Origin of the sequence: Aquabacterium sp. (assembly GCF_035476535.1) — a bacterium.
Taxonomy (GTDB): domain Bacteria; phylum Pseudomonadota; class Gammaproteobacteria; order Burkholderiales; family Burkholderiaceae_C; genus Pseudaquabacterium.
This window is the reverse complement of record NZ_DATILJ010000035.1, coordinates 19,820-33,567: the sequence shown is the minus strand read 5'-3', so window position 1 is coordinate 33,567 and position 13,748 is coordinate 19,820. Positions and strand designations below refer to the sequence as shown.

Annotated in this window: 16 protein-coding genes; 8 read left to right on the top strand and 8 right to left on the bottom strand. The window is 69.1% G+C overall.

From position 1 onward, the window contains the following. A partial coding sequence (locus VLK61_RS04095; RefSeq protein ID WP_325418576.1) for a M3 family metallopeptidase occupies nt 1-963 on the top strand: 963 nt, incomplete at its 5' end. Between the two features lie 77 nt (nt 964-1,040). Beyond that, on the top strand, nt 1,041-1,646 hold the full coding sequence (locus VLK61_RS04090; RefSeq protein WP_325418574.1) for a glutaredoxin family protein: 606 nt from the start codon (nt 1,041-1,043) through the stop codon (nt 1,644-1,646). A gap of 81 nt (nt 1,647-1,727) precedes the next feature. Here VLK61_RS04090 and VLK61_RS04085 read toward each other — a convergent pair whose 3' ends face one another. Beyond that, entirely contained in the window at nt 1,728-3,182 is a 1,455-nt protein-coding gene (locus VLK61_RS04085; protein WP_325418572.1) for a PLP-dependent aminotransferase family protein, read from the bottom strand. 198 nt (nt 3,183-3,380) lie between these two features. Between VLK61_RS04085 and VLK61_RS04080 the strand changes: the two genes are divergently transcribed. Together VLK61_RS04080 and VLK61_RS04075 are read left to right on the top strand one after the other, a co-directional pair. Further along, entirely contained in the window at nt 3,381-3,731 is a 351-nt protein-coding gene (locus tag VLK61_RS04080) for a hypothetical protein (RefSeq protein ID WP_325418571.1), read from the top strand. A 37-nt stretch (nt 3,732-3,768) separates the two neighbouring features. Beyond that, complete coding sequence (locus VLK61_RS04075) at nt 3,769-4,245, top strand: RidA family protein (protein WP_325418569.1); 477 nt, start codon at nt 3,769-3,771, stop codon at nt 4,243-4,245. Nucleotides 4,246-4,262: 17 nt separating this feature from the next. On the opposite strand, the gene VLK61_RS04070 is transcribed toward VLK61_RS04075, so the two are convergent. Genes VLK61_RS04070 through VLK61_RS04060 form a run of 3 tightly spaced genes read right to left on the bottom strand, consistent with a single transcriptional unit; the run spans nt 4,263 to nt 7,736 of the window. Then, entirely contained in the window at nt 4,263-5,465 is a 1,203-nt protein-coding gene (locus VLK61_RS04070; RefSeq protein WP_325418567.1) for an MFS transporter, read from the bottom strand. Continuing rightward, nucleotides 5,458-6,813, bottom strand: a complete 1,356-nt coding sequence (locus VLK61_RS04065; RefSeq protein WP_325418565.1) for a DNA recombination protein RmuC — start codon at nt 6,811-6,813, stop codon at nt 5,458-5,460. Before VLK61_RS04065 ends, VLK61_RS04070 begins: the two co-directional genes overlap by 8 nt. 26 nt (nt 6,814-6,839) lie before the next feature. Continuing rightward, on the bottom strand, nt 6,840-7,736 hold the full coding sequence (locus tag VLK61_RS04060; protein WP_325418564.1) for a LysR family transcriptional regulator: 897 nt from the start codon (nt 7,734-7,736) through the stop codon (nt 6,840-6,842). A 64-nt stretch (nt 7,737-7,800) separates the two neighbouring features. Between VLK61_RS04060 and VLK61_RS04055 the strand changes: the two genes are divergently transcribed. Together VLK61_RS04055 and VLK61_RS04050 are read left to right on the top strand one after the other, a co-directional pair. Further along, complete coding sequence (locus VLK61_RS04055) at nt 7,801-9,015, top strand: YbfB/YjiJ family MFS transporter (RefSeq protein WP_325418562.1); 1,215 nt, start codon at nt 7,801-7,803, stop codon at nt 9,013-9,015. Beyond that, nucleotides 8,984-9,580, top strand: coding sequence for a carboxymuconolactone decarboxylase family protein (locus VLK61_RS04050; protein ID WP_325418560.1), 597 nt, complete (start codon nt 8,984-8,986; stop codon nt 9,578-9,580). The genes VLK61_RS04055 and VLK61_RS04050 overlap by 32 nt, the downstream gene beginning before the upstream one ends. Before the next feature lie 4 nt (nt 9,581-9,584). Here VLK61_RS04050 and VLK61_RS04045 read toward each other — a convergent pair whose 3' ends face one another. From VLK61_RS04045 to VLK61_RS04035, 3 genes are all read right to left on the bottom strand, one after another. Then, nucleotides 9,585-10,577: a 2-hydroxyacid dehydrogenase gene (locus tag VLK61_RS04045; protein WP_325418558.1), complete on the bottom strand. Its 993-nt coding sequence runs from the start codon at nt 10,575-10,577 to the stop codon at nt 9,585-9,587. 65 nt (nt 10,578-10,642) lie between these two features. After that, nucleotides 10,643-11,089: an acyl-CoA thioesterase gene (locus VLK61_RS04040; RefSeq protein WP_325418556.1), complete on the bottom strand. Its 447-nt coding sequence runs from the start codon at nt 11,087-11,089 to the stop codon at nt 10,643-10,645. Further along, the gene (locus VLK61_RS04035; RefSeq protein WP_325418578.1) at nt 11,086-12,060 is read right to left on the bottom strand and encodes a histone deacetylase family protein; all 975 of its coding nucleotides are present in this window, start codon (nt 12,058-12,060) and stop codon (nt 11,086-11,088) included. The genes VLK61_RS04040 and VLK61_RS04035 overlap by 4 nt, the downstream gene beginning before the upstream one ends. Nucleotides 12,061-12,259: 199 nt before the next feature. On the opposite strand from VLK61_RS04035, the gene phaP reads away from it, so the two are divergent. Continuing rightward, entirely contained in the window at nt 12,260-12,820 is a 561-nt protein-coding gene (gene phaP / locus VLK61_RS04030; protein ID WP_325418554.1) for a TIGR01841 family phasin, read from the top strand. A gap of 310 nt (nt 12,821-13,130) precedes the next feature. Beyond that, complete coding sequence (locus tag VLK61_RS04025) at nt 13,131-13,316, top strand: hypothetical protein (RefSeq protein ID WP_325418552.1); 186 nt, start codon at nt 13,131-13,133, stop codon at nt 13,314-13,316. A gap of 107 nt (nt 13,317-13,423) precedes the next feature. Here the strand turns inward: VLK61_RS04025 and VLK61_RS04020 are convergent, their stop codons facing one another. Beyond that, nucleotides 13,424-13,639: a cold-shock protein gene (locus VLK61_RS04020; RefSeq protein ID WP_325418550.1), complete on the bottom strand. Its 216-nt coding sequence runs from the start codon at nt 13,637-13,639 to the stop codon at nt 13,424-13,426. Nucleotides 13,640-13,748: the final 109 nt, after the last annotated feature.

Here is a 13,748-nt window from a genome sequence, read left to right as displayed (position 1 = left end):
GGCCTGTTCAACATCATCCAGACGCTGTTCGACGTGACGATCCGGCCCGATACGGCGCCGGTCTGGCACGACAGCGTGCGCTTCTACCGCATCGAACGCAGTCGGGCGAACGGCGCCGGCCCGCAGCTGATCGGCCAGTTCTACCTCGATGCCCATGCCCGCAGCGGCAAGCGGCCCGGCGCTTGGATGGACGGCGTGCGCAGCCGCTGGGCCCGGCCCGATGCGACGGATGGCAGCGTGCAGACCCCGGTGGCCCAGCTGGTGTGCAACTTCGCCGCACCGGTGGGCGACAAACCCGCGCTGCTGACCCACGACGATGTGATCACGCTGTTCCATGAGTTCGGCCACGGCCTGCACCACATGCTGACGCAGGTGGACGAACTGGCCGTCGCCGGCATCTCCGGTGTCGAATGGGATGCGGTGGAACTGCCCAGCCAGTTCATGGAGAACTTCTGCTGGGAATGGGAGGTGCTGTCGCGCCTGACCGCGCATGTGGACACCGGCGCGGCGCTGCCGCGTGCGCTGTTCGAGCGCATGATCGCGGCGCGCAATTTCCAGAGCGGCCTGCAGACGCTGCGGCAGATCGAATATGCGCTGTTCGACATGCGCATCCATGCCGAGCGGGATGCCGGCGATGCAGTGCAACGCGTGATCGACGAGGTGCGCGCCGAAGTGGCGGTGCTGGTACCGCCGCCCTTCAATCGCTTCCAGCACACTTTCTCTCACATCTTCGCCGGGGGTTATTCGGCCGGCTACTACAGCTACAAGTGGGCCGAAGTGCTGTCGGCTGACGCCTTCGCGGCCTTCGAAGAAGTGAGCCTGTTCGACGCCGAAACAGGGCGCCGCTACCGGCAGGAGATCCTCGAAGCCGGCGGCAGCCGCCCGGCGATGGAAAGCTTCAAGGCCTTCCGCGGCCGCGAGCCGCGCATCGACGCGTTGTTAAGGCACCAGGGCATGGCATGAGCCAGGCCTTGTCCGATTGCAGGGCATGGCGTGAACATGGCTTGAGCCTCGGCCCCCAACTGGGCTAGATTCGGACCATGACACGCACCGTCCTGCTCGCTGCCCTGGCCTTGCTGGCCGCCCTGCCGGTCCAGGCCCAGTACAAGGTCGTCGGCCCCGATGGCAAGGTGACCTACACCGACCGGCCACCGACCGAACAGTCCGGCACCGTGGCACCGGTGCGGGGCGCCGCCGCGGCGCCGGTGGCCAATGCCACGCCGCTGCCGGCGGAGTTGCGTCCGGTGGTGCAGCGCTTCCCGGTGGTGCTGTACAGCGCGCCGGACTGCGCGCCGTGTGATAGCGCGCGCAGCCTGCTCAGGCAGCGCGGCATCCCGCTCACCGAGCGCCAGGTGCTGACCAACGACGACCTGCCAGCGCTGGAGCGCGCCACCGGCAGCCGGTCCTTGCCGACGATGACGGTCGGTGCACAGGCCGCCGCCGGCTATTCAGAAGCCCAGTGGAGCAGCCTGCTCGACTTGGCCGGCTACCCGCGCGAATCACGCCTGCCGCGGGACTACGCCGGCGCGCCGGCCACGCCCCTGGTGGCGCGCCAGGCGGTGGCGCCGGCCGGCCAGGCCCGCACGCAAGCGCCCCAGGCGCCGGCCGAGCCCCCGCCGCCGCCCGCGTCCGGCATCCGCTTCTGAGCGCTCCTTGGCCGGCCAAAGCCGGTCGCCCCCCGAGGGGAGCAAGCAGAGAGTGGCGGCGCCATGTTCCCTGGAAACGGCTCATGCCCGCGGCATCAGCCGCGCGACGATCGCGCCCACCTCGCGCAGCGCGGCATCCACCGCCGCACTGTGCGGCCGTCCGCAGGACAGGCGCACAAAATTGTCGAAGCGCTTGCTGTTGGTGAACATCAGGCCCGGTGCCAGCTTGATGCCGATGTCCAGCGCCGCTTCAAACACCTGGTAGGACGAGACGCCCTCGGGCAACTGCACCCACAGCAGCATGCCGCCTTCGGGCACCGACAGACGCGTGCCGGGCGGAAAGTGCATCGCCACGGCCTCGGCCATCTGCTCGCGCTGGCGGCGCAAGGCCTGGCGCAGCTGCCGCACATGCCGGTCGAAGCCGGGGCTGGCGATGAAGTCGGCGGCGACGATCTGCGGCAGTTCCTCGCCATAACGGCTTTGCGTGTACTTCAGCATCTCGACCCGCGCCTGCCAGCGGCCGGCCAGCATCCAGCCCAGCCGCAAGCCCGGCGCCAGCAGCTTGTTCAGCGACTGGCAATGGATCACATGGCCGCTGCGGTCGTAAGCCTTGGCGGCACGGTAGGGCGTGTCGTCGGAGCCCATGTCGCCGTAGATGTCGTCCTCGATCAGTGCGATGTCATGGGCTTCGCACAGGCGCACCAGGCGCTCCTTGTGCGCATCGGGCATCACGCAGCCCAGCGGGTTGTGCAGCGTGGGCATGCTGACCACCGCCTTGATGCTGCGGTCCTGCTCCAGCGCAAACGCCAACGCGTCCAGCGACAGGCCGGTGAAGGGGCTGGCCGGGATCTCCAGCGCGCGCAGGCCCAGGCTTTCCAGCACCTGCAGCAGGCCATAGAACGTGGGCGATTCCACCGCAATGGTGTCGCCCGGCCGCGCCACTGCCCGCAGCGCCAGGTTGATGGCTTCGATGCAGCCATGCGTGACCACCAGCTCTTCCGGCGCCGCGGCAATGCCACGCGCCAGCGCGCGCCGCACCAGCGCCTGGCGCAAGGCCGGGTGGCCGTGGCGGCGCACCATCGTCGTCAGCAGCGCCGGCTGGGCGCGCAGGCAGCGCTGCATCGTGCGTTGCAGCGCCATCGTCGGATACAGCTCCGGCGCACCGACCGCCAGCGCCAGGTTCACCGCCACCGGCCGCTGCTGGCCCAGCGCCAGGATCTCCGACACCCGGGCGTGGATGCCCACGTAGTCGGCCGGATCGGGCGGCGCCAAGGCGTTGACATCGTGGGCCGGCAGCATCGTGCTGCGGCGCGGCTGCTGCACGTAGTAGCCGGATCGCGGCCGCGCTTCGAGCCAGCCCTGGTCCTCGAGGTAGCGGCAGGTCTGCAAGGCGGTGGACAGGCTGACCTCGTGCGTGCTCATCAGCTTGCGGACCGACGGGAAGCGGTCGCCGGTGGTCAGCGTGCCGGCGCGCATCGCGTCGAGGTAGTGGTGGGCGATGCGGCGGTACAGCGTCTGCGGTGGGGGCGTGGACATCATCACGGCGCCGATCTTCGCAGCCCGGCAGGGCCGCGCAACAGATACAGCGCCGGGTGATTGTGACCGCAACAGATGGCGCCGAGCCCGGCTGTTGCGGTACGGCGAGCCAGCGGCTGTGCCTTACGGCAAGGCATCGCCATCGGCACAGTGTGGCGACATCGGCCGGGTCAAACCCGGCGCCACACGGAGCACTCGATGAACCACAACCGTTCCAGCACCCAGCGCCTCGAGATGCAAGCCGGGCAGTCGCAGGCGCTGTGCCTGCCCGCCGGCACGCAAGTCCGCGTGCACCGCGGCAGCCTGTTGCTCACTGAACCGGCGTTATGGCTGGGCGAAACCATGCATCGGCTCAGCCGGCGGCTGCACAGCGGCGAGAGCCATGTGCTGACGCAGCACGGCTGGCTGCAGCTGCAGGCCAGCCGCGGCCTGACGGTGGTCGAGCTGCACAACACCGCCGTGCCCGCGGCCGCGGCGCCGCGACGCCCTGTCGAGCACGCAGCGACGCCTGTCGACAGCGCACCACATGCGCATGGCCATGCGCATTGACCCACGAACATCGACGAGCGCAATAGAGAGATCGCCCATGACATCCACCAGACAACACAGGTTCGACGAAGCCGCGGCCGCACTGGGACACCGCTTCGATGGCGAGATCCAGATCGGCGGCCACTATGTGTCGACCTTGCGTCACGGCGACACCATTCACGTCAGCGGCCAGATCCCGCGCGTCGGCAGCACCGTCGTTATCACAGGCCGTGTCGGCGCCGACGTGACCCTGGCCGAAGCGCAGCACGCCGCGCGCATCTGCACGATGCGCGCGCTGGCCTTGCTGGCGCGGTCTCTGGGCTCGCTGGACGAAGTGCAGCAGGTGCTGCGCGTAGGGGTGTTCACGCAATCGGCACCGGACTTCACGCAGCAGAGCGAAGTCGCCGATGCGGCTTCCGACCTGCTGCACGACATACTCGGCGAGGCCGGCAGCCACACCCGCACTTCGGTGGGTGTCTACCAACTGCCAAAGAACGCGGCCGTCGAGCTGGACCTGATCGCAGCGGTCCGGTAGCCGCGGCGGGCAAGTCCTCAGTCGCGGCCCTCGGCCACCGCGAAGGCCCGCGACAGCCCGCGCGCCACCCAGCTGCCGGCGCCCACCGAAGCGCCCATCACCCAGAACATCACGCCCGGCCCGAGGGCCGTGCCGGCGATTCCGAAGGCCAGCGGCATCAGGCTGCTGGAGGCGTTGATGGCCATCGAACGGAACGCGATCGCTTCGCCATGGCGGTGAGCCGGCGTCAGGTGGTGCAAAGTCGACATGATCATCGGCTGCACCGCGCCCAGCGTCAGCCCCAGCAGCGTGGCGCAGACGCCCATCTGCCACGAGGTTTGCGCAAACGGATAGAGCGCGAACACCGCACCGGTCAGCACCATCGCGAAGCGCAGCACCGTCACCTCGCGCAGCCGGTGCGCGAGCAGCGGGATCACGAAGCGCACCAGCGTCACCGCCAGCGTGAAGCTGCCCAGCACGATGCCGATGGTCGATGCGCTGTAGCCGCGGCCATGGCCCAGCACCGGCACCGCGAAGCTGTGCACATCCCAGCTGGCCGACAGCAGCCAGTTCACGAACAACAGCCGCTTGATGCCCGGCGTGGCCAGCAGATCCCAGGTGCTGCCACCGCGCTGCGCGCCGGCGACGCCGTCCTGGCGCGCCACGCGCGGTATGCGCCGCCCCACCCCCAGCGACAGCCAGGGCAGCAGCATCATCAGGGCATAACAGGCCTTGTAGCCGCCGGCATCGATCATGAAGCCGGCCGCCACCGGCCCCACGACATTGGCCAGCGAGGGTGCCATGCCCAGCCAGCTGAACACGCGCAGCCGTTCGGTGGAATCTGCCACCAGATGGCCGGCGGTGCGCTGGATCACGATCAGGCCGATGTTGGTGCCGACGCCGCTGAGCGCGGCGCCTGCGCACAGCAGGCCGAACTGCCACCAGCCCGGCAGCCAGCAGGCCAGTTCCGCCAGCCCGGCGCCGCCGACGACGCAGAAGACCGCCACCCGCACGGGATAGTGATAGCCATGGCGGTCGGCCATGCGGCCGGCGCCCAGCGCGGTGAGCACCGGCAGCGCCGCGAACAGCGCCAGCAGCACACCCACGGCCCAGGCGCTGTAGCCCTGCTGCAGCGCCTGCAAGGGCGCGGCCATGCGCTGGCCGGCCATCGCCGCATGCAGCGCGATCTGGCCGACGATCAGCGCCGGCAGCACACGGCCGACCGACCTCGGCTCAGACAAGCAGCTTCCCTTCGCCCACGTCGGCCTCGTCCAGCAGCCCCGGCAGCAGTTGCTGCGCCTGGTGCTCAGGCAGGGCCTCGACGCTGCGCAACTGGCGCGCCATCGCCCGCGTGCGGGTCTCGGCGGCGTCGATGGTGTTGCCGGCTTCTTCGAGCTTCTTCTTCGTCTTGGCCAGCACGTCGCCGAACTTCAGGAACTCGGTCTTCACGGCGCCCAGCACCTGCCAGACCTCGGCACTGCGCTTCTCCAGCGCCAGCGTGCGAAAGCCCATCTGCAGGCTGGACAGCGTGGCCAGCAACGTGGTCGGACCGGCCAGCATGATGCGGTGTTCGCGCTGTAGAGATTCGGCCAGGCCGGGCCGGCGCAGCGCCTCGGCGTACAGGCTCTCGGTGGGCACGAAGAGGATCGCGAAATCGGTGGTGTGCGGCGCCGCGATGTACTTTTCGCGGATCGACCTGGCCTCCCCCTTCAGCCGCGCCTCGATGGCCTTGGCCGCGACTTCGACTGCCGGGGCATCGGCACGGTCCTGCGCCTCGAGCAGGCGCTCGTAGTCTTCGCGCGGGAACTTGGCGTCGATCGGCAGCCACAGCGGCAGGCCATCCTCGCGCCGGCCCGGCAGCCGAATCGCGAATTCGACGCGGGCGCCGCTGCCCGGCACGGTCTCGACATTGGACGCGTATTGCTCGGGCGTGAACACCTGCTCCAGCAGGCCGGCCAGCTGCACCTCGCCGTAGATGCCACGCGTCTTCACGTTGGTCAGCACGCGGTTCAGCGCGCCGACATCGCGCGCCAGCGATTGCATCTCGCCCAGGCCCTTGTGGACCTGCTCGAGCCGCTCGGCCACCTGCTTGAAGCTCTCGCCCAGGCGCTGCTCCAGCGTGGCATGCAGTTTCTCGTCGACGGTGGCGCGCATCTGCTCGAGCTTCTTTTCGTTGCCCTCCTGCAGCGCGCTGAGCCGGCCTTCGACGGCGGTGCGCACTTCACCGAGTCGGCGCTCGTTCGATTCGGTCAGCAGCCGCAATTGCTCGGCGATCTGGCCCGTGGCCGACTGCAGCGATTGCGCGATCAGCTGCTGCATCGTCGCGAGCTGGGTGCGAAAGGAATCGATCTGCTCGTTCTGCGTGCGCGCCACATCGCCGCCCTGCGCCAGCAGCGTCTGCTGGAACAGCGCCAGCGTGGCCGCCAGTTCCTGCCGCGTGCCGCGGGCGCTGTCCTGCAACTCCAGCCGCATGGCGTGCTGGGCCTGCTCGTCACGCTGCTGTTTGTTCTTGTCGCGCGGCCTCAGCACCAGCCACAGCAGCAACCCCGCATTGAGCACCAGCAGAGCCGGTACAAGCCATTCGATCATGGGCTGATTGTGTCAGCTGCGCCGGCTCAGGCCGTCTTGCTGCGCGCCGGCGCGGCCGCCTCGCGCGGGGCCAGCAGCGCCAGCAGGCACTGCAGCGCCGGCGAGGCATCACCGCTCCACACCAGGTGGGTGCGGTTCAGCCGCACGCGCTCGGGCAGCGCATGCTGGCGCACATCGCTGCCCGCGCGCAGCGCGTGCAGCACCGAGGCCGGCACGATCGCGCAGCCGGTGCCGGCAGCAACGCAGGCGATGATCGCCGGGTAGCTGGCGAATTCCAGCACCCGCTCCGGAAGAACGTTAGTGGCGCCGAACCAGTCCTCCAGCCGCTTGCGGTAGGAGCAGCCCTGCGTGAAGGCCAGGATCGTGCTGCGGCCGAGGTCCGCGGCTTCGCTGACCGCCGGGTGGTCTTTCGAGGTCACCAGCACCAGTTCTTCGTCGAACACCGCTTGTGCGTTCAGCTCCGGCGCGGTGAAGGGTTCGCTGACGAAGGCCGCCTCGATGCGGTAGTCCATCACCCGTTGCACCAGCGCCGCGGTATTGCCGGTGGACAGCTCGATCACCACCGCCGGGTGCAGTCGGTGATAACGCGACAGCACCGCGGGCAGCCGGCTGCCGGCCGTGCTTTCCAGCGAACCGAGGCGGAACGGGCCGCGCGCCGGGCCGGCACGCACGTCGCTCTCGGCCTCGTCGGCCAGGCGCAGCAGGCGTTCAGCATGCACCAGCAGGCCCTGACCCTCGGCCGACAGCACCAGCGAACGGCCCTGGCGCCGGAACAGCGCCACGCCCAGCCGTTCTTCCAGCTGCTTGATGCGCGTGGTGACGTTGCTCTGCACGCGGTTCAGCCGTGCCGCGGCGCGGATCACGCCGCCCTCGCGCGCCACGGTGCGGAAGATCTCCAGCGAGTCCAGGTCCAATGTTCTCATGGCGAGAATGATAGTTCTCGATTATTCATTTGTCGAAAGGTCCGGTTCACGCTCCAATCGCTGCATGAGCCCGTCTCGCGCCCTGGATCACGCCGTGCCCACCTGGGCGATCTGCATCGCCGGTGCCGCCGGGCTGGCGGTGGCCATGGGCATCGGCCGCTTCGTCTTCACGCCGCTGCTGCCGCTGATGCAGCGCGAAGGCCTGCTGTCAGCCGACGGCGGTGCACTGCTGGCGGCGGCCAACTACCTGGGTTACCTGCTGGGCGCCTTGAGCGCCGCACGTGTGCCGGCCAGCCCTCGCGCACTGGTGATGGGCGCCTTGCTCGGCACGGCAGCGCTCACCGCTGCCACAGGATGGTTGTCTGGCTTGCCGGCCTGGTTGACGCTGCGCTTCGCCGCGGGCGTGGTGAGCGCCTGGGCGCTGGTGGGCATCAGCAGCTGGGCCGTACCGGCGCTGGCGCAGCGTGGCCGCGCCGACGCCGGCGGCTGGGTGTTCGCGGGCGTCGGCCTGGGCATCGCGCTGGCCGGCGGCTGGGTGTGGCTGTTTGCCGCGCAGGCCACGCCCACGCTGTGGCTGCAGTTGGGCGCTGTGGCGCTGGTCCTGGCGGTGCTGGTGGCAACGCAGTGGCGGCGCGGCGCTGCAGTCCTTCAGCGCCCGTCGGCAGACAGAGGCAGCGCCGCCGTGCCGCGCGGCAGCTGGCCGCTGGTGCTGTGTTACGGCACGCTGGGTTTTGGCTACATCCTGCCGGCCACTTACCTGCCGGCGCTGGCGCGCGAGCTGATCGACGACCCGCGACTCTTCGGCTTGGTCTGGCCGGTGTTCGGTCTCGCCGCGGCGGCGTCGACGCTGCTGGCCGGCCGCGCCTTGCGGCGCTGGCACCGGCTGCGCATCTGGTCGGCCAGCCATGCGCTGATGGCCATCGGCTGCGCGCTGCCGCTGCTCACCCGCTCCGGGCCTGGCCTCACGCTGGCCGCGCTGTGTGTCGGCGGCACCTTCATGGTCGCGACCATGGTGGGGCTGCAGCAGGCCCGCATGCTGGCACCGCTGAATCCGACGCCCTTGCTGGGCCGCATGTCGGCGGCGTTTGCAGCCGGCCAGATCGCCGGTCCGCTGGTGGCGCTGGGGCTGGCACGCGTGCCGGCACCGGGCTGGAGCGGCATCGAGCTGACGCTGCTGCTGGCCGTGCTGTCCTTGCTGGCCAGCGCCGTCTGGTTGCACCGTTCCACCCCTGCCCTGGAGACTTCCGATGAGCACACCGCGCTCGCCCGTACCGATTGAACAAGGCCACGGCGGCGAACGCCTGCCGCTGCCACCCACCGATCGGATGGACGCAGCCCAGCGTGCCGCCGCGCAGGCGCTGATCGACGGGCCGCGCAAGGCGGTGTACGGCCCCTTCGTGCCCTTGATGCGCGTGCCGGCCTTGCTGGAGCGCACCGCGCAACTGGGCGAATCGCTGCGCTTCGGCGGTCAGCTGCCGGTGGCAGTACGCGAACTGGTCACCGCGCTGGTGGCCCAGCGCGTGGGCAACCAGTTCGAGTGGGTCATGCATGTGCCGCTGGCGCAAGCGGCCGGCATCCCGGCTGCGGCGCTGGAAGCGATCCGGCTGGGCCACGCGCCCACGGGCTTGCCCGACGACGCCGAGACGGCCTACGCGTTCTGCGCCGAGCTGATGGCCACGCATGGCGTCGGCGACGCGCTCTACCAGCGCGCCTGCGCTGCCTTCGGCGAGGCCGGCGTGGTCGAGCTGAGCACGCTGATCGGCTATTTCACGACGGTGTCGTGGCTGATGAACGTCGCGCGAACACCGTCGCGCCCGACGGCCGAGGTGCTGCCTCTGCCCTGAACCGTCAGCGGGCCGCCAGCACCTGCGGGTTCAGTGCCGTCGGCGGCCGGCCGGCTTGCGGACCGCGGCCGAGCGCGGCGATCAGGTTGTCGGCAGCCAGTTCCGCCATCGCGCGGCGCGTCGGCAGGCTGGCACTGGCGATGTGCGGCGTCAACACCACGTTGCGCACGCTCAGCAGCTGCGGGTGCACGGCGGGTTCACCTTCGAACACGTCGAGCCCGGCAGCGGCAATGCGGCGGTCGCGCAGGGCCTGCGCCAGCGCCGCGTCGTCGACCACCCCGCCACGGGCGATGTTGGTCAAGGTGGCCGTCGGCTTCATCAGCGCCAGATCGGCCGCGCCGACCAGGTGATGGGAAGCCGCGCTGTAGGGCACGACGATCACCAGGTGGTCGCACTCGCGCAGCAGCGTGGCCTTGTCGACCCAGCGTGCGCCGAGCTGGGTTTCGATCGCGCCGTCCAGCCGCGAACGGTTGTGGTACAGCACCGGCATGCCGAAGCCCAGCGCCCCGCGCCGCGCAATTGCCTGGCCGATGCGGCCCATGCCCAGCACGCCCAGGGTGGCGCCATGCACGTCGGCGCCGGCGAACAGGTCGTAGCGCCACTGCGTCCACTGGCCGGCTCGCAGGAAGTGTTCGCTTTCGCTGATGCGGCGCGCGGTGGCCATCATCAGCGCGAAGCCGAAGTCGGCCGTGGTCTCGGTCAGCACATCCGGCGCGTTGCTGAACAACACGCCTCGCGCAGTGCAGGCCGCCAGGTCGATGTTGTTGAAGCCCACCGCCATGCTGCACACCGCGCGCAGGTCCGGACAGGCCTGCAGCAGCGCGGCATCCACCCGCGGCGTGCCGGCCACCAGCATGCCGGCCTTGCCCTGCAGCCGTGCGGCCAGTTCGTCAGGCGTTTCGATCGCGCGCTCGCCGCAGGTCTCGACCTCGAAGTGGCTGCGCAGCCGCTCGATGACGGCGTCGAACATCGGAATCGTGATCAGCACGCTGTGCATCGGCGCATCCAGGCAAGAGGAATGGCAGTGATTGTCTGCGTTCGGCGCGCCCGGGCAGTCGCCACTCAGGCCGCGCCCACGCGCAAGGGCTGCAGTGCACTTGCCAGTGCGGCAGGCAGCGCCACCGGCCGGCGCGTCGACCGGTCGACGTACACATGCACGAAGTGGCCACAGGCCGCGGCCAGCGGCTGGTCCGGCGCAAACAGCCCGATCTCGTAACGCACGCTCGACGAGCCCAGGTGTGCCACGCGCAGCCCGGCCTGCACATCCTGCGGGAAGGCCAGCGGCGCAAAGTAGTTGCAGTGGGTCTCGACGACGAGGCCGATCACCTCGCCGGCGTGGATGTCCAGCGCGCCGGCGGCGATCAGGAAACGGTTGACCACCGTGTCGAAGTAGCTGTAGTACTGCACGTTGTTGACATGGCCGTACAGGTCGTTGTCCATCCAGCGCGTGCTGATGGCCGACAGGTGCGGGTAGCGGTCTCGGGTGTCGGGCTGCGGGCGGAAGCTCATCCGCGCGATTCTTCCATCGAGCCTGTCGCCGGGCTGTCGCCGGCTTGCCAGTTCAACCAGGCCGCCTGCGCCAGCTGCATCGTCTGCAGGTGCACGGCCACCGTCGTGGCAATGTCGCGGCCGTAGCCGCCGGCCATCGTCACCGCCACCGGCACACGCCAGCGGCCCAGGGCGTCGAACACGCGGGCGTCGCGCTGCGCCAGGCCGGCGGCGCTGAGCTTCAGGCGACCCAGGCGATCGTGCTCATGCGGATCGGCGCCGGCCAGGTAGAAGGCCAGGCCGGGTGGACCCTCGCGCTGCTGGCGTTCCCAGCCCTGCGCCATCGCCTGGTCCAGCGCGGCCAGATACTGGTCATCGCCGCAGCCATCGGGCAGATCGACATCCAGGTCACTGGGCTCCTTGCGGAACGGGAAGTTCTTCGCGCCGTGCAGGGACAAGGTGAACACCGTCGGGTCGTCGCGAAAGATCGCTGCGGTGCCGTTGCCCTGGTGCACATCGAGGTCGATGACCCAGATCCGCAGCAGGCGCCGGTGGTGGCGGTGCGTCTCGGCCTGCATCAGCCGCGCTGCGACCGCCACGTCGTTGAACACGCAATAGCCCGAGCCCTTGTGGGCATAGGCGTGGTGCGTGCCGCCGGCCAGCTGTGCCGACACCCCCTCGCTCAGCGCCGCGCGGGCCGCGGCGATCGTCGCGCCGACCGATCGCCGCGAACGCTCGACCATGCGCTCGGACCACGGAAAGCCGATCTCACGCTGCGCCGCGGCCGACAGCGTGCCCTCGGTCACCGCGCTGACATGGTCCGGGGTGTGGACCAGCGCCAGTTCACCATCGCTGGCGGCCTCGGCCTCCTGCAGCCGCAGGCCGGACAGCCGGGCCTCCACCTGTTCGCGCAGCAGGCGGTACTTGGGCATCGGAAAACTGTGGCCGGGCGGCAGCGTGGGCAGGAAGCGGTCGTTGCTGAAGACCTGCATGAGCACAGACAAGCGGTGCCGGCATTGTGACAAACCCCTGCTCGACCCCGCGAAAACCGGGCTGGCTAGGGCCGTATCCCTAGAATGCTGCAATGCAGCAAATTCTGCTTGCAAAGCGCGCGGAGGCTTCTATACTTCGATCCATGTTGCAGTGCAACATTACTGTTCAAAGTGTCCCACCCCTCTCAAGGAGTCTCCCATGTCCTTCATGACCCCCGAGCAATTCACCGCCGCCAACAAAGCCAATCTGGAAACCCTGTTCGGCCTGACGAACAAGGCCTTCGAAGGCGTTGAGAAGCTGGTCGAACTGAACCTGCAAGTGGCCAAGGCCGCGCTGGGCGAAACCGCCGAAAACGCCAAGGCCGTGCTGGCCGTCAAGGATGCGCAGGAACTGCTGGCCCTGCAAGCCGGCCTGCTGCAGCCCACCGCCGAGAAGGCCGCCGCCTACAGCCGCCACCTGTACGACATCGCCACGGCCACCAGCGCCGAAGTGACCAAGGCCGCTGAAAGCCAGTTCGCCGAACTGCAACAGAAGTTCATGTCGGCTGTCGATACCGCGACGAAGAATGCCCCGGCCGGCACCGAGAACGCCGTCACGCTGGTCAAGTCGGCCATCACCGCGGCGAACAACGCCTACGAAAGCGTGCACAAGGCTGCCAAGCAAGCCGCTGACATCGCCGAAGCCAACTTCAACGCCGTGACCACCACGGCGGTGAAGGCTTCGCAAGCGGCCAGCAAGTCGGCCAAGCGCGCGGCCTGAATTCAGGCATGACGGGCTCGGTTGCGGAACCATTCCGTGCCGGGCTCCTCAGACCTCCTGCCGCGGCGCTTGCGCCGTTGGCAGGGTGAAAGGTTGTCTCCTCGGTACCTCTCGAAACCCCCTTTCAGGGTACCTTTGGCCCGCCGGCTTCGGTCAGCGGGCCTTTTCTTTGGGCGCTCATTTGGGCGATTGGCGCGCCGATTCGTCGGCGCAAGGGCCCTCCGCCTGAAGCGGCCCGGCTTTGCCTTATGCTGCGAGCCATGCAGCGGAGCGCGAAAGGCGCGCACCGGCCACCCACAGGAGGACCGCCTTGGCGACCCCCAACTATTCGTACGAGAAGCGTCAGCGCGAGCTGGCCAAGAAGCGCAAGGCAGAAGAAAAGCGCCAGAAGAAGTCCGGCAAGGGCGATTCGTCCGACGACACCGGCGCACCGCAGCAACCCGACAGCAACAGCAGCGCGCCGGCCGCACCGCCGCCGCCCAGCGACCCGGCCTGATCCGACCGGCGCCTTCCAGATTCGAACGAAAAAAAACCGCGGCCCGACAGGCTGCGGTTTTTTTCTTGGGCTGCCGCCATGCCCCGCAGGGCACGCAGCGCCGGTGCTTACAGCACTTTGATGTTCGCGGCTTGCAGGCCCTTGGGGCCCTGCTTCACTTCGAACTCGACGCGCTGGTTTTCTTGCAGGCTGCGGAAGCCGCCGCTGTTGCGGATTTCGCTGAAGTGGGCGAACAGATCCTTGCTGCCGTCTTCCGGTGTGATGAAGCCGAAGCCTTTGCCATCATTGAACCATTTGACGATGCCGGTCTGGGTGGTGCTCATGCAGGATGTTCCTTGTGCGGAAGACAAAAGAGAATGGCGATACCGCGTGGGCACAACACCCACTGCGGACAGAGACACTCAAGAAACGTCGAACCTGGGATTCAAACCT

What these genes read in the sequence shown, in the direction of transcription:
- VLK61_RS04080 (WP_325418571.1), top strand. Translation starts at nt 3,381, where the DNA reads ATGAACCACAACCGTTCCAGCACCCAGCGCCTCGAGATGCAAGCCGGG.
- VLK61_RS04090 (WP_325418574.1), top strand. Translation starts at nt 1,041, where the DNA reads ATGACACGCACCGTCCTGCTCGCTGCCCTGGCCTTGCTGGCCGCCCTG.
- VLK61_RS04050 (WP_325418560.1), top strand. Translation starts at nt 8,984, where the DNA reads ATGAGCACACCGCGCTCGCCCGTACCGATTGAACAAGGCCACGGCGGC.
- VLK61_RS04075 (WP_325418569.1), top strand. Translation starts at nt 3,769, where the DNA reads ATGACATCCACCAGACAACACAGGTTCGACGAAGCCGCGGCCGCACTG.
- VLK61_RS04020 (WP_325418550.1), bottom strand. Translation starts at nt 13,639, where the DNA reads ATGAGCACCACCCAGACCGGCATCGTCAAATGGTTCAATGATGGCAAA.
- VLK61_RS04060 (WP_325418564.1), bottom strand. Translation starts at nt 7,736, where the DNA reads ATGAGAACATTGGACCTGGACTCGCTGGAGATCTTCCGCACCGTGGCG.
- VLK61_RS04055 (WP_325418562.1), top strand. Translation starts at nt 7,801, where the DNA reads ATGAGCCCGTCTCGCGCCCTGGATCACGCCGTGCCCACCTGGGCGATC.
- VLK61_RS04085 (WP_325418572.1), bottom strand. Translation starts at nt 3,182, where the DNA reads ATGTCCACGCCCCCACCGCAGACGCTGTACCGCCGCATCGCCCACCAC.
- VLK61_RS04045 (WP_325418558.1), bottom strand. Translation starts at nt 10,577, where the DNA reads ATGCACAGCGTGCTGATCACGATTCCGATGTTCGACGCCGTCATCGAG.
- phaP (WP_325418554.1), top strand. Translation starts at nt 12,260, where the DNA reads ATGTCCTTCATGACCCCCGAGCAATTCACCGCCGCCAACAAAGCCAAT.
- VLK61_RS04035 (WP_325418578.1), bottom strand. Translation starts at nt 12,060, where the DNA reads ATGCAGGTCTTCAGCAACGACCGCTTCCTGCCCACGCTGCCGCCCGGC.
- VLK61_RS04065 (WP_325418565.1), bottom strand. Translation starts at nt 6,813, where the DNA reads ATGATCGAATGGCTTGTACCGGCTCTGCTGGTGCTCAATGCGGGGTTG.
- VLK61_RS04040 (WP_325418556.1), bottom strand. Translation starts at nt 11,089, where the DNA reads ATGAGCTTCCGCCCGCAGCCCGACACCCGAGACCGCTACCCGCACCTG.